The sequence below is a fragment of the Nonomuraea sp. CA-143628 genome (assembly GCF_050942315.1).
GTDB lineage: Bacteria > Actinomycetota > Actinomycetes > Streptosporangiales > Streptosporangiaceae > Nonomuraea.
This window is the reverse complement of record NZ_CP192072.1, coordinates 8055667-8069980: the sequence shown is the minus strand read 5'-3', so window position 1 is coordinate 8069980 and position 14314 is coordinate 8055667. Positions and strand designations below refer to the sequence as shown.

At 71.3% G+C, this 14314-nt stretch carries 11 protein-coding genes; 3 read left to right on the top strand and 8 right to left on the bottom strand.

Translation table 11 applies throughout. The annotated features are described in order from the left end of the window. Nucleotides 1-28: 28 nt before the first annotated feature. Complete coding sequence (locus tag ACQP2T_RS36780) at nt 29-949, top strand: hypothetical protein (RefSeq protein ID WP_393481897.1); 921 nt, start codon at nt 29-31, stop codon at nt 947-949. Nucleotides 950-1105: 156 nt separating this feature from the next. Continuing rightward, a complete protein-coding gene (locus ACQP2T_RS36775) occupies nt 1106-2266 on the top strand; it encodes a DUF6716 putative glycosyltransferase (protein ID WP_433519874.1) in 1161 nt (386 codons plus the stop codon). 31 nt (nt 2267-2297) lie between these two features. On the opposite strand, the gene ACQP2T_RS36770 is transcribed toward ACQP2T_RS36775, so the two are convergent. The 5 genes from ACQP2T_RS36770 to ACQP2T_RS36750 all read right to left on the bottom strand — a co-directional run bounded on the left by ACQP2T_RS36770 (nt 2298) and on the right by ACQP2T_RS36750 (nt 8813). After that, nucleotides 2298-3536, bottom strand: coding sequence for a polysialyltransferase family glycosyltransferase (locus ACQP2T_RS36770; protein ID WP_433509497.1), 1239 nt, complete (start codon nt 3534-3536; stop codon nt 2298-2300). Further along, complete coding sequence (locus tag ACQP2T_RS36765) at nt 3533-4513, bottom strand: glycosyltransferase family 2 protein (protein WP_433509496.1); 981 nt, start codon at nt 4511-4513, stop codon at nt 3533-3535. Before ACQP2T_RS36765 ends, ACQP2T_RS36770 begins: the two co-directional genes overlap by 4 nt. An 11-nt stretch (nt 4514-4524) precedes the next feature. Further along, a complete protein-coding gene (locus tag ACQP2T_RS36760; RefSeq protein ID WP_433509495.1) occupies nt 4525-6561 on the bottom strand; it encodes an N-acetylneuraminate synthase family protein in 2037 nt (678 codons plus the stop codon). 72 nt (nt 6562-6633) lie between these two features. Beyond that, a complete protein-coding gene (locus ACQP2T_RS36755) occupies nt 6634-7299 on the bottom strand; it encodes a response regulator (RefSeq protein ID WP_358432584.1) in 666 nt (221 codons plus the stop codon). Beyond that, nucleotides 7296-8813, bottom strand: a complete 1518-nt coding sequence (locus ACQP2T_RS36750; RefSeq protein WP_433509494.1) for an ATP-binding protein — start codon at nt 8811-8813, stop codon at nt 7296-7298. Before ACQP2T_RS36750 ends, ACQP2T_RS36755 begins: the two co-directional genes overlap by 4 nt. Before the next feature lie 105 nt (nt 8814-8918). Between ACQP2T_RS36750 and ACQP2T_RS36745 the strand changes: the two genes are divergently transcribed. Continuing rightward, nucleotides 8919-10259, top strand: a complete 1341-nt coding sequence (locus ACQP2T_RS36745) for a cation:dicarboxylate symporter family transporter (protein WP_433509493.1) — start codon at nt 8919-8921, stop codon at nt 10257-10259. Nucleotides 10260-10298: 39 nt separating this feature from the next. Here ACQP2T_RS36745 and ACQP2T_RS36740 read toward each other — a convergent pair whose 3' ends face one another. The 3 genes from ACQP2T_RS36740 to ACQP2T_RS36730 form a co-directional block, all read right to left on the bottom strand. Beyond that, complete coding sequence (locus ACQP2T_RS36740) at nt 10299-11117, bottom strand: SAM-dependent methyltransferase (RefSeq protein WP_433509492.1); 819 nt, start codon at nt 11115-11117, stop codon at nt 10299-10301. A gap of 77 nt (nt 11118-11194) precedes the next feature. After that, nucleotides 11195-12535, bottom strand: coding sequence for a sensor histidine kinase (locus tag ACQP2T_RS36735; RefSeq protein WP_433509491.1), 1341 nt, complete (start codon nt 12533-12535; stop codon nt 11195-11197). 79 nt (nt 12536-12614) lie between these two features. Beyond that, entirely contained in the window at nt 12615-14102 is a 1488-nt protein-coding gene (locus ACQP2T_RS36730) for a glycoside hydrolase family 13 protein (RefSeq protein WP_433509490.1), read from the bottom strand. Between the last annotated feature and the right edge of the window lie 212 nt (nt 14103-14314).

Below are 14314 nucleotides of genomic sequence, written 5' to 3'. Positions count from 1 at the left end.
CAGAGTGGGCAAACAGGCGTCGGCCTGGGTGGAGTCCCCGCTTCAGATGCTGTGCGCCATAGAGGCGCACCGCGCTGGGCTGCTCGGGCCTGCCACGGTCGTCGTGCCGCGTGCCGGGCTGCGAGCGCTCAAGGCCACCCGCCGGGAGCTGTCCGGCCTGGCTCTGCCCGAGGGGCTGGAGCTGGCCGAGCCGCGCGAGCGCATGCCGCGCTCCCCGCACGCCGTCGGCGACGCCTTCTCCGGCCGGGTTCAGCTGCGCTGGCTCGTCTCCCATCCGGGCCGCATCGTGATCGTCGATGACGGGCTGGCCACGCTCCGGTTGCTGTCTCTCCTGGCCGAAGGGCCGTACAAACCGCTGTTGCGGGCGCGGGCCCACCCGGGAAAGCTGCGCGCGGCCCTGGGGCTGGCGGCGGCGATCAGGCTGCGCGCGAGCCGGGTGTCGGTCTTCACCGCGCTGCCGGTGACCGACGAGCTGGCGGCGGCCGTCCGCGCGGCGGGCGTCGACCTGGTCCGCCACGACTTCGGCTGGCTGCGCGAGCAGCCGCTGAGCGGGCCGGGCCCGGCCGAGCGGACCGTCGTGCTCGGCACCTCCCTGGTCAGGAACGGGCTGGTCCACCGGGACCGCTACCTGAGCTGGCTGATGGAGCGGGCCGCCGAGGAGCCGCTGGCCTACTTCCCGCATCGCCGCGAGGACCCCGCCGACGTGGCGGTCATCCGCGAGCGGCCCGAGATCACCGTGCACGACGCCGGCGTGCCGGCCGAGCTGACGCTGCGCGGCCTCGACCCCGCCCAGCGGGTGCTCAGCCTGCCGTCCACCGCGATCACCTCGCTGCGTGTGCTGCTCGGCCCGCGCGGCGTCGCTGTCGAGGCGGTGGACGTGCCGGACGACTGGTGGACCAGCAGGGCGGCCCCCGACCTGCGTTCCCACCTGACCGGAGTCGCCGGATGATCGGCTTATCCCGCCGCTGACGTGAGTCGCCGGGTGACCGGCTCATCCCGCGGCTGACCGGCTGCTCCGTACGTGACTGGAACGGCCGGTCAAGACCGGCGTTCAACCCATACGACCGGGCGTCTGCCCGTATTTGACTGGAGTGACCACTTGAGAGTGCTGGCCGTGGCCGACTCCGACTCGTACCTGAAGTGGGCGGCCTGCCTGCTCGACGACCTGCCATCCGGCTGCGAGACGGACCTCGCGGTGGTGCGCACGCCCATCGCGCCCTCGCCGGAGCAGATCGCCGCCGCCGTGGGCGGGCGTCCCGCGCCGCCGCTGATGCCGGCGCGGGCGGTGCGGCGTCTGGCCGAGCGGACGCGGCCGGACGCGATCATCGTGGCCTGTACGGGTCCGGTCGTGGACGTGCTGGTGGCCGAGGCGTTCGCCGGGCTGCGGCCGCGGCCGGTGTTCGTGACCGGGCTGCCGGGCATCTCGGTGCCCGCGACGGAGAAGGCGTGGCTGTTCCGCAGCGGGTGCGACCTGTTCGTGGTGCACAGCGAGCGGGAGGTGGCCGAGTTCGGCGGGATCGCCGCCCAGCTCGGTGGGGGAGGGGCGGTCGGGCTGGCCCGGCTGCCGTTCCTGCGCCCGCGGGCCGTGCGCGGCGGCGGGAACCGGGTGGTCTTCGCCACCCAGGCCAAGGTGCCGCGTGAGCGCGAGGATCGCGAACGCATCCTGCTGTCCCTGGCCGAGCTGGCCGCCCGCCGCCCGGACCTGGACGTGGTGGTGAAGCTACGCGCCCTGGAGGACGAGCGGCAGACGCACAACGAGCGCTTCCACTACCAGCGGCTCTGGCGCGAGCTCGGCGAGCCGGGGCGGGTGGCGTTCGAGGCGGGCTCGATGCACGACCAGCTGGCCCAGGCGGCCGGGTTCGTGACCGTCAGCTCGACGGCGGCGCTGGAGGCCATCGCGCAGGACGTGCCGCTGCTGGTGCTGAGCGACTTCGGTGTGAGCGCGGAGATGATCAACCTGGTGTTCGAGGACAGCGGGCTGCTGGGCACGCTCGACGAGCTGGTCGGCGGCGGCTTCCGCGCCGCCGACGCCGGGTGGTGCGCGGCCAACTACTTCCACCCGGTGGAGCGCAACGACTGGGCCGGGCTGCTGGGCGGCCTGGTGGCCCACGGCCCGCGGGTCCCGGCCAGGTCGCTGCTCGACGGGCCGGAGCACGCCGCCGCCCGCCGCCGGGCCAGGATGCGTCTGGACGTGCCGCCCACCATGCTGCGCGTCGGTTACCGGGCCAAGCGGCGGATGCGCCGGTATCTGCGTTCACTCTCCTGAACAGGCGGAGCCCCCCGAGGGCGCCGCCTGTTCAGATCGCTGAGCGGATCTTGCGGCGCAGCCGCGTCAGCGCCGTGGGCTTGGCCGTCAGCCCGAGCGTCTCCAGGCGCTTGCGCTTGAAGTAGCGCGGGTCGAAGTCGAAGTCCACCGGCCGCAGCTCCGGATAGGTCTCGGCCTGCATGCAGTAACCCACGGCCCGCACCAGCTCCCGCAGGTAGCCGCGCGGCGCCGGCTCGATCGTGCCGTCCGCCGACATACGGGGCAGCAGCGCGTCGACGATCGTGACGGGCACCCGGTTGCTGTTCTCGTACGGGGCCAGCCGCTCCAGCACCAGATCGGTCCCGTACGAGGCCACCGGCAGCCCGAAATAGCGCCCGGCCGTGATCAGGCCGGTCGAGAAGCAGCCCACGACCAGCTCGGGCCGCAGCGCCGAGAAGCACACCTCGGCCGGGACGCTCTCCCCGGCGACCAGCAGCCGCACGTCCAGCGGCTCGGCGGCGGCCCTGAGCAGTTGCGCGTGCCTGCGCCCGGCCGCCGGGTGCGGCTTGAACACGACGGTCGAGTAGCCCCGGGCGACCAGGCCGCGCAGCATCGTCTCGTGCAGCGCCGCCTCCTCCTCCGGCGTGACGATCTCCAGCGCGGACAGGTACTGCCCGAGGATCATCGCCTGCCCGGCCAGCATGTCGGGCGCGGTCGTCGCCACCTGCCGGACCACCGCCAGGAACGCCTCGTCCGGCAGGATCTCGGCCGGCACGCCGTACTCGCTGAGCAGGAGCGGCTCCAGCCCCGGCACGAGGTCCAGGTGCAGCAGGCGGGTGATGCGGCGGAAGATCTCGGCGGGCAGCGGGTCGCGGGTCGGGCCGTAGCTCATCAGGCCGTCGGAGTAGACGGTGATCAGGCAGTCGCGCACCAGCCCGGCGATCGTCCGGGCGGGCGGCACCGCGATCGACTCCAGCACCAGCTCGGCCGCGTCGTCGAGCCCCAGCTGGGCGCGGATCAGCCGCTCCATCATCGGCACCTCGATGACGCGGGCCTTCCAGTCCGACGGGTGCAGCGGCGCGATCAGGTCGTTCCACGAGTGGATCTCGTCGAAGCGGGAGCGCAGCACCGCGAAGCCCGGCGTCCGGTCGAGGGGGACGGTCACCTCGGGGATCGCCGCGTTGTTGGACACGATGAGGACCCGGCGCCCCTCGGCGAAGCGGCCGTCGTCGATCCCGGCCGCCAGCGACATCGCCCCGAACAGCGTCGAGGCGTAGAAGACGGTCGTCATGAGTCCTCCCGTTCGCGGCGGGGCCGCACGTGGGGGTTCGGGGGGAGGTCGGGCAGCAGGGCCCGCAGGGCGGCCTCGCGTTCCACGGACATCCGCGACACCACGTCCGCCACCAGGCCGGCGGGCAGTGTGCGCACCATCTCCGCGCCCCGCTCCTCGAACCGGGCGCGCAGCTGCGGGGTGAAGCGGTCGGCGATCTCCAGGTGGTGGGCGAGCAGCGCGCAGAAGTTGCGTACGGCCTTGGGCAGGAACTCCTCCTCGAGATCCTTGAACACCAGCTCGAAGGCGTCGAAGAAGTGCAACTGCCGCTCGTCGCCCACCCGCGTGAGCGACCCCGACACCATCCGCCGGTAGAACACCCCGGCCAGGGAGACCACCGCGAACGAGGCCGCCTCCCTGTGCAGCCGCCAGATCCACGGCCGGTCCTCGGCGGTGTGCAGCGAGCCGGGGAAGTGCAGCAGGTCGTGCAGCGAGCGCCGGTAGATCCCGGCCCAGGCGTAGGGGTAGTCGACCATGGTCCGCACGTTCGCGGGCAGGATCGCGTCCCGAGGGTTGAGCACCACGCCCCGCCGCGCCAGCGGAGCGCGGTGCACGACCCGCTTACGTCCCTCGACCTGTACGTGGTCGGCGCGGACGAAGTCGCAGCCGAGCCCTTCGATGGCCTCGACGAGCCGGGCCAGGTAGCCGGGGGCGAGCCAGTCGTCGCCGTCCATGAACGTGACGTACCGGCCCGAGGCGGCCGCCAGCCCGGTGTTGCGCGCGTCGGCGAGTCCGACCGGCGCCGGATTGCGCAGGACGGACAGGCCGGGCAGGTCGGCGCGGAAGTCCTCGGCGATGGCGCCGGTGGCGTCCGCCGACCCGTCGTCCACGACGATGAACTCGAAGTCGCGCCGGGCGTTGCGGCAGAGCGAGGAGAGCGCGTCGGCGATGAAACGCTCGCCGTCACGCACGGGCACGATGACGGACAGAGTGGTCAAGATCGCGCTCGTCAGACGGTGACGCGGCGCAGGCGGGCCTTGGGGGCCTCCTCACCGGGGAAGACGCGCTTGACGCCGTCGCCCATGGCCTGCTCGATGATCCGGATGTCGCGCACCAGGTGCTCCAGACCCGACGGCTCCAGCGACGCGGCGTGGTCGGAGCCCCACATGGTCCGGTCGAGGGTGATGTGCCGCTCCACGCAGACCGCGCCGAGCGTCACCGCGGCCAGCGAGATCTGCAGGCCGCGCTCGTGCCCGGAGTAGCCGACGGGCACGCCGTAGCGCTCCTTGAGGGTGGTGATCGTGCGCAGGTTCGCCTCCTCCGGCGGGAGGGGGTAGGTGGAGGTGGCGTGCATCATGATCAGGTTGTCGGTGCCGAGGATCTCGACGGCCCGGTCGATCTCGGAGAGCGTGGACATGCCGGTCGACAGCATCAGCGGCTTGCCCGTCGCCGCGAGGGCGCGCAGCAGCTCGTGGTCGGCGACGCTGGCCGAGGCGATCTTGTGCGCCACGACGTCCATCTCCTCCAGGAAGTCGATGGAGGGCACGTCCCACGGCGAGGCGAACCAGTGCAGGCCGCGCTCGTCGCAGTACTTGGCGATCTGGCGGTACTCGTCGTAACCGAACTCGGTCCGCTCCTTGTACTCCAGGTAGGTCATCTCGCCCCAGGGCGTCTGCCTGATCTGCCCCTTCTGCGCCTCGGGCACGCAGATGGCCGGGGTGCGCTTCTGGAACTTCACCGCCTGGCAGCCCGCGTCGGCCGCCACGTCGATGAGCCGGCGGGCCAGGTCGAGGTCGCCGTTGTGGTTGATGCCGATCTCGCCGATGACGTAGACGGGCTCACCGTCGCCGACCAGCACCTCGCCGACCGACACCGGGCCGAACCTGGGCCGCTGCTTGGTCTCGGGCTCAGGCTCCGCGGGCCGGGCCGCCACGACGCGGTCGCACAGCTCGCGTACGGCTCCCTCGCCGCCCGGCTTGGACAGCACGACCCTGGCGGCCGCCCGGACCCGCGGGTGCGCGTCGGGCACCGCGATCGGCCAGCCCACCTCGGCCATCGGGCCCAGGTCGTTGACGTCGTTGCCCACATAGGCGACGCGGGCCGGGTCGAGGCCCTCGATCGTCAGCCAGTCCCGCAGCACGACCCGCTTCTCGGCGATGCCCTGCAGCACGGGCACGCCCAGCTTGCGGGCGCGGGCGGCCACGACCGGGTTGTGCTCGGTCGACATGACCAGCACCTTCACCCCGGAGCGGCGCAGCAGCGCGATGCCCATCCCGTCGGAGCGGCTGACCAGCACCATCTCGCGGCCGTCGGAGTCGACGTAGGCGCGGTCGTCGGTGTGCACGCCGTCGAAGTCGGTGATGACCGCGTCGACGTCGATCGGCTCGGGCAGGTCCACGAACGGGGCCAGCGCGCGGGCCAGCTCCAGGTCCTCGGGGTCGTCGATCTCGATCGCGTGCCGCACGGGCACCGGCTGCACGGCGATGGTGCCGAAGAAGCGGTGGCCGTGCTCGCGCAGCCCGGAGGTGCGCATGACGTAGAAGGCGCCGTTCTCGCGGAACTGCGGCTCACGGTCCTGCCTGCGCGGCCGGAACGCGGGGTCGTGGTTGATCCCGGCACCGGCCGGGGTCCAGAGGAACTCGTGCGTCGGCAGGCCCGACACGACCGCGTCGGCCTCGCCGTCGAGCACCTTGCGCACGGCCGCCGACAGGTCGTCGGAGTCGATGAAGGCGCTGGTGCACTGCACGAGCACGACCACTTCCGGGTCCTCGCCGAGCGTGTCGAGCGCGTGCAGGACCGCCGACTCGCTGGAGGCGGTCGAGCCGCTCAGCTCCTCCGGACGGTCCACGACGTGCGCGCCCGCCTCCTTGGCGGCCTCGGCGATTCCCGCGTGGTCGGTGCTGACCACCACCCGGTCGATCAGCTCGCTGCGCAGCGCGGCGCGGACGGCTCGGGTGACCAGGGGGATACCACCGACCGGCGCGAGGTTCTTCAGGGGAACACCCGCGGAACCGCCGCGGGCGGGAACAACGGCCAGGACTCGCAACGTGACTCCTCAGTGCTTACGGATTGCATCCCGAAGCTAGAGGGGCGGATTGAACGAGCAGCATCCCCTTAATTAACTTTCCGGGGGGATCCGGTAGAGCAACTCTGGACGGCCCACTCCTCCGTACTGGGGCATCCGTACCGCGATCCCCAGCTCCACCAGGTGTTCCAGGTATCTGCGGGCCGTCACCCGGGAGACCCCGGCCGCCGTCCCCACGGCCTGCGCCGACATCCCCGCGGGGCGCCCGCGCAGCTCGGCGACGACCACGTCGAGGGTGTCGCGGGCCATGCCTTTCGGCAGCTCGGAGCGGCCGCGCAGGGTGCCGAGCACCCGGTCCACGTCGCCCTGCCCGACGATCTCCCCGGCCTCCTCCTTGAACCGGGCATAGCGGGTCAGCTTCTCGTGAAGTGTCGAGAAGGTGAACGGCTTGAGGAGGTACTGGGAGATGCCCAGGGACACCGCCGAACGCACCATGGCCAGGTCGCGCGCGGAGGTGACCGCGATCACGTCGCACAGCAGCCCACCCGCGCGTACGGCCCGGCAGACCTCCAGCCCTGGCATGTCGGGCAGGTACAGGTCGAGCAGGATGAGATCGACCGGCGTGCGCCGCAGGAACCGCAGCGCCTCCCCGCCCGAGCGCACCACGCCCGCCACCTCGAAGCCCGGCACCCGCGCCACGTAGATGCGGTTGGCCTCGGCGGTGATCTCCTCGTCCTCCACCACCAGCACCGAGATCATCGGACCGGCTCCGATGCGGGCTCGGGTATGGGCAGCCGTACGGTGAACACCGAGCCTTCCACCTCGATCGAGCCGCCCAGCCGCCGCACCGCCTGCCCGACCAGCGCGAGGCCCAGCCCGTGCCCGTCGCCCTTGGTGGTCCAGCCCTTCCGGAACGCGTCGGGCGCGATCAGGCCGGGCCCGTCGTCGGCCACCCTGATGAGGAAGCCGTCCGGCCCGGCCCGCAGCAGCACCTCGACCCGCGTCGCGGCGTCGATCGCGTTGTCGATGAGGTTGCCGACGATCGTGACCAGTTCCCCGGCGTCCAGGCCGAGGTCGTCCAGCTCGCTGTCCTCGCTGATCACCAGCTCGCCGCCGCGCTCGGCCGCCTCCGCGCTCTTGCCCAGCAGCAGCGCGGCCAGGACCGGCTCGCGTACCGCGCCCATCACCCGGTCCGTCAGGTGCTGTGCCGCCCGCAGCTCCGCGGTGCCGAACGCCACGGCCTGCTCCGTACGGCCCAGCTCCACCAGCGTGATGACCGTGTGCAGCTTGTTGGCCGACTCGTGGGCGGCCGACCGGAGCGATTCGGCGAACCCGCGCTCGGCGTCCAGCTGCCCGGCCAGCGCCTGCAGCTCGGTGTGATCGCGCACGGTCACCACCGTGCCCAGCCTGCTGGCCGCGCCGTTGACGGCCAGCACCCGGTCGCCGACCAGATGCACCCGCTCCTCCTGGCCCGCGTCCAGCACCTGCGACAGGCCCAGCTCGTCCAGGTGCCGCCCTTCGGCGTCGGCGGGCAGGCCGAGCAACTGCCGCGCGGCGTCGTTGCAGAGCGTCAGCGTGCCGTCCTTGCCGACCAGCAGCAGCCCCTCGCGTACGGCGTGCAGCACCGCGTCGTGGTGCTCGTGGATGCGGCCCAGCTCGGCCGGGCCGAGCCCGTGGGTCTGCCTGCGCAGCCGGGCGGTCACCAGCCAGGTGCCGGCGGCGCCGAGGGCGAGCACGACCAGCGCGATGAGCCCGGTCCAGAAGAGCAGGCCGCGCAGCCGGGCGCTCACCCGCTCGACCTTGATGCCCGCGCTGACCAGCGCCCGCACCGGGCCGCTCGCGCCGTTCGCGCGGACCGGGGCGACCGCCCGCACGGACGGGCCGAGCGTGCCGGTGTAGGTCTCCGTGAACGTCTGCCCGCGCAGGGCCGGCTCGATGTGGCCGAGGAACCGCTTGCCGATCTCCGCCGGGTTGGGGTGGGTGTAGCGGGTGCCGTCGGGCTTCATGATGGTGACGAAGTCGACGCCCGTCTGGGCACGCACCTGCTCGGCGAACGGCTGCAGACGGCTGGTCGGCGACGGGGCGTCGAGCGCGGCCAGCACGTCGGGCGAGGCCGCCACCGCGGTGGCCGCCGCCCTGGCCTGGGCCGCCGCCTCGGCCGTGACGAGGTTGCCGGCCAGCACGGAGACGAGCGTGGCGGCGCTCACCAGGGTGACGACGACAACGAACAGTTGCAGGGCCAGCATCTGGCCGGCCAGGGTCCATCGGCTCATGGGAATCTCTTCAGTGTACGAAACTTACGCAATGGTGACCTGCGTCACCACAGAGCGCATATTCGCATGGTTAGCAGTCTCGTCCATACGACCGGAGACCGTCCCATGCGTCGTGATCGCACCCACCTTCTCTACATGGCCGTCATCGTGGCGGTGCTGCTAGGGATCCTGGTCGGATTCGTCTGGCCGGACGTCGGCAAGGAACTCAAGCCACTCGGCACCGCGTTCGTCAACCTCGTCAAGATGATGATCGGCCCGATCATCTTCTGCACGATCGTGCTCGGTGTCGGCTCGGTCAGCAAGGCGGCCAAGGTCGGCAAGGTCGGTGGCCTCACCCTCGGCTACTTCACCATCATGTCCACCGTAGCTCTGATCATCGGACTCGTGGTCGGCAACTTCATCGACCCGGGCTCAGGGCTGCACCTCACCGACGCGGCCAAGCAGGCCGCGGAGGCCGAGGCGGCCAAGGGGAACGCCGCCGGATCGACCGACTTCCTGCTCGGCATCATCCCGACCACGCTGGTGTCGGCGTTCACCGAGGGGCAGACGCTGCAGACGCTGCTGGTCGCGCTGCTGGTCGGGTTCGCGCTGCTGGCCATGGGGCCCAAGGCCGCGCCGATCCTGACGGCCGTCGAGCACATCCAGCGACTGGTGTTCCGCATCCTCGCCATGATCATGTGGGCGGCACCGGTCGGCGCGTTCGGCGCCATCGCCGCCGTCGTCGGCGCCACCGGCCTGGACGCGCTCAAGGCCCTGGGCATCATCATGCTCGCCTTCTACGTCACCTGCCTGCTGTTCGTCGGCCTCGTGCTCGGCCCGCTGCTGTGGATGGTGGCCAAGGTGGGCATGTGGCCGCTGTTCCGCTACCTGGGGCGCGAGTTCCTGCTGATCCTGTCCACGTCGTCGTCCGAGGCCGCGCTGCCCCGGCTGATCGCCAAGATGGAGCACCTCGGCGTGAGCCGTACGGTGGCCGGCATCACCGTGCCGACCGGTTACTCCTTCAACCTCGACGGCACCGCGATCTACCTGACCATGGCCACGCTGTTCGTCGCCTCGGCCACCGGAGCGCCGCTGTCGTTCGGCGAGCAGATCGCGCTGCTGCTGTTCATGATGGTCGCCTCCAAGGGCGCGGCGGGCGTGACCGGCGCGGGTCTGGCCACGCTGGCCGGTGCTCTCCAGTCGCACCGGCCGGCGCTGGTCGACGGCGTCGGCCTCATCGTCGGCATCGACCGGTTCATGTCCGAGGCCCGCGCCCTGACGAACTTCGCCGGCAACGCGGTCGGCACCATCCTCGTCGCCACCTGGACGGGGGATTTCGACAAGGAACGAGCCGCCGAGGTGCTCGCCGGCAACGCGCCGTTCGACGAGGCGACGCTTCTGGACGAGGACGACCGGCCCGAGCCGCCCGCGGCGGACGACGAGCGGCGTGAGATGTCGCCGGTCTGAGCCGCACTCGCCGCAAGCTCTGATCCGTCGCCGGACGGGTCAGAGCTTGCGGCCGATGCCCGCGTAACCCATCCGCGCCATCTCCTCATCGAGGAACTGCGTTTCCTGGGGGTCGTTGAACGGCCAGCCGACCTCCGGCCCCAGACCGCTGGCCAGCCCCGGCGGGATCAGCTCGAAGTCACCGAAGAACCGGGCGATCTCCGTGCCGGGGCGCGGGCAGAACGGCGCGTTGGCCTTCTGGTAGAACTCGCTGATCTTGGCCACCCGCTCCGGCACGACGTCGTTGCCGACATGGGAGATGGCCAGATAGCTGCCCGGCGCCAGCGCGTCCCGATAGGCGGCCACGAACTCCTGCGGCCGGTCCTCGTCGGGCACCAGGTGCAGGAAGAACATCATGAGCACCGCGACCGGCTGGTCGAAGTCCAGCACCGACAGCACCTCGGGATGCTGCAGGAGTTTCTCCGGCTCACGGCCGTCGCCCAGCACCATGGCGACCTTCTTCGGGTCGGCCAGCAGGGCGCGGCCGTGCGCGGCGACCACGGGGTCGTTGTCGACGTAGACGATGCGCGCGTCCGGCGCGAACCGGTGGGCGACCTCGTGCACGTTCTCCGCGGCCGGGAGGCCGGAGCCGAGATCGAGGAACTGGGTGACGCCCTGACGGCACAGGTATTCGACCACTCGCCCGATGAACTTGCGGTTCTGCCTCGTGCCCTCTCTGACCTCGGGGAGGACGCTCACCACCAGTTCGGCGAGATCCCGGTCGGCCTTGAAGTTGTCCTTGCCACCGAGAAAGTAGTCGTACATCCGCGACGCATTGGGGATGTGCGGGTCCACACCTTGCGGCGCTTGTTCCGTCATGTGCCCATGATCTCGGACAAACGACCAGGAAATCCACCGTTTCATGTCACAAGGTGACCAACGGGAGGTGGATCGTGTCACACGGCAGGCAGCCTCAGGACGAAGCGGGCGCCGCCGCGATGCTCCTCGACGTTGATCTCGCCGCGATGCGCCACCGCGACGTCGCGCGCGATGGCCAGGCCCAGGCCGGTGCCGCCGGAGTCACGGCTGCGGGCCGCGTCCAGGCGGGTGAAGCGCTCGAAGATGGACTCGCGGTCGGCCCGCGCGATCTCCACGCCGTCGTTCTCCACGGCCAGTACGGCCATGTCCCCGTCCCTGGTGACCGCCACCTCGATGATGCTCTCGGCATGCCGCTGGGCGTTGTCCAGCAGGTTCGTCAGCAGCCGGCCCAGCTGCAGGCGTACCCCCTCCACCACGACGCCCTCCTCCAGCATCAGCTTGACGGGCAGCCGGTCGTTGCGGGCCGACAGCTCGTCGCGGACCAGGACGGCGAGATCCACCCGCTCCTTCACCACGTCCACGCGGGAGCCGATCCTGGACAGCAGCAGCAGGTCGGTGATGATCGCTTCGAGCCGGTCGGTGTCGCGCAGCGCGCTGTCCACCAGGGAGATGAAGTCGGTGTCCTCGGGGTAGAGCTGGGCGCTCTCCAGCTGCGCGCGCAGCCCGGCGATGGGCGTACGCAGCTCGTGGGAGGCGTCGGAGGCGAACCGGCGCTGCTGGCACGCTGAGCGTTCCAGGCGGGCCAGCGTGCCGTTGACGGACCTGGCGAGCTGGGCGACCTCGTCCTCGCCTGAAGGCTGGGTCACCCGGCTGCTCAGGTCGCTGGCGTTGACCGCGTCGAGCTCGGCCCGCATCGCGCCCACCGGCCGCAGCGCCCGGCCCATGACCAGCCAGGTCGTCCAGGTGGCCAGCGCGATGAGCACGAGGACCTGGGTGAGCACGACGGCCTCCAGGATCCTCGTGTCCAGCAGGCCGGGGGTGGTGCGCCCGGCGTACACGACGTTCGAGGCCGGGGACGGCGACGCGCGGACGGCCGTCAGGTGGACGCACTGCCTCGGCAGGCAGTTCGTGGTGCTGATGACCCGGTTGTCCGCCGTGGGCCAGACGTCGCTGAGCGGCGGCAGGTTGCGGGCCGCGTCGCTCGTCGCCACCACCTGACCGCTCGGGGTGACGACCTGGATCAGGTCGACCGAGGGGTCGACCAGCGGCATCGCCGCGCCCAGCGGGAGGTCGCCCACACGCCACTCGGCCGCCACCTGCTCGGCGGTGTCCCTGGTCTGGTGCCACACGTTCGACTCGACCACGGACTTGGCCACGACGACGGTGCCGGTCCCCACGGGAATCAGCACAGCGGTGGCCACGGCGGCCGCCACCAGCGTGATGCGGCCGCGCAGAGAACTCGCCCATAGGCGTGACATCAAATCGAGGCTACTAACGGCATTTACCCCGATATGTCGGACAAGGGGAAAGTTTGTCCCATTGTCCGACAGTCCTGCGTCAGCGCTGGAGCCACACCGTGGTGTCGGGCGGCAGGGTGCCGTCCGCGGTGAGCGGGCCGCTCGACAGCAGCACCTCGCCGGTCACCTCCACCGGATGGTCACTGGTGTTCAGCATGACGACCAGGCCGGGCGAGCGCTCGATGGCCAGCACGTCCTTGGCCGAGTCGAGCCAGGTCAGCGTGCCGCCGCCGAGTGCCGGGTGGGCCTTGCGCAGGCGTAGCGCGGTCCGGTAGAGGTTCAGCGTGGAGCCGGGGTCGTCGTGCTGGGCCTCGACCGACAGCGCCGCCCACGAGGCGGGGATCGGCAGCCACGGGTCCCGCCAGCCGAGGCCGGGTGCGGTGGTCCACGGGATCGGCACCCGGCAGCCGTCGCGGCTCTCGCCGCTGCGCAGGAACGCCGGGTCCTGCCGCAGCTCGTCGGGCAGGTCGAGCACCTCGGGCAGGCCGAGCTCCTCGCCGTTGTAGAGGTAGGCCGAGCCGGGCAGCGCCAGCATCAGCAGCGTGGCCGCCTTGGCCCTGGCCAGGCCGCCGTGGCGGGTGACGTGCCGGGGCTTGTCGTGGTTGGACAGCACCCAGGTGGTCGGCGCGCCCACCAGCTCCGCCTCGGCCAGCGCCTTCTCGATGACCGCGCGGAAGGACTTGGCGTGGAAGTCGGCCAGCAGGAAGTCGAAGTTGAACGCCTGGTGCAGCTCGTCGGGGCCGACGTAGCGGGCCAGCCGCTCGGGCGAGGACACCCACGCCTCGGCGACGGCCATCCGCCCGCCGGGGTAGGAGTCGAGGATCGGCCGCCACTCGCGATAGATCTCGTGCACGCCGTCCTGATCGAAGTACGGCACCCGCTCGTCGCCCAGCATCTCCGCCTGGCGGCCCTCCTTCGGCCCCACGTCGGGCAGCCCGGCGGCCTTGACCATGCCGTGCGCCACGTCGACGCGGAAGCCGTCCACCCCGCGCTCCAGCCAGAACCGCAGGATGTCGCGGAACTCGGCCCGCACCTCCGGGTTGTCCCAGTTGAGATCGGGCTGCTCGGGCGCGAACAGGTGCAGGTACCACTGCCCGTCGGCCACCTGGGTCCAGGCGGGGCCGCCGAAGATGGACTCCCAGTCGTTGGGCTCGTCCCGGAAGATGTAGCGGTCGCGCAGCCCCGTCTGGAACCACGGGTGCCGGTCGGAGGAGTGGTTCGGCACCAGGTCCACGATCACCCTGATGCCCAGCTCGTGCGCGTCGGCGATCAGCCCGTCGAGGTCGGCCAGCGTGCCGAACATCGGGTCCACGTCGCGGTAGTCGGCCACGTCGTAGCCGCCGTCGGCCATCGGCGAGGTGTAGAAGGGGCTCAGCCAGATGGCGTCCACGCCCAGCTCGGCGAGGTAGTCCAGGCGTTCGCGCACGCCCGGCAGGTCTCCCATGCCGTCGCCGTTCGCGTCGGCGAAGCTACGTGGGTAGACCTGGTACACGACGGCGTCCCGCCACCAGTCGTCGTTGCCGAGCATGGGGGTCCTTCCGGGGATTGTCCGTGATGTCTGGTGCAGGATGGCCTGCATGGTTCAGTGGGGTCAAGTGTAAGTTGCGGAAAGTTGCAGATGGGGCCCCACTTCTCCGCCGCGCTCGGTTGGCGAGGTCAAGGGGAGTATCCAGTGGGTCTGGATCGGGTAACGCTCTTTCGCAAGTTCTTCCAAATTTTGCAAAGAGTCGCTAACGTCCC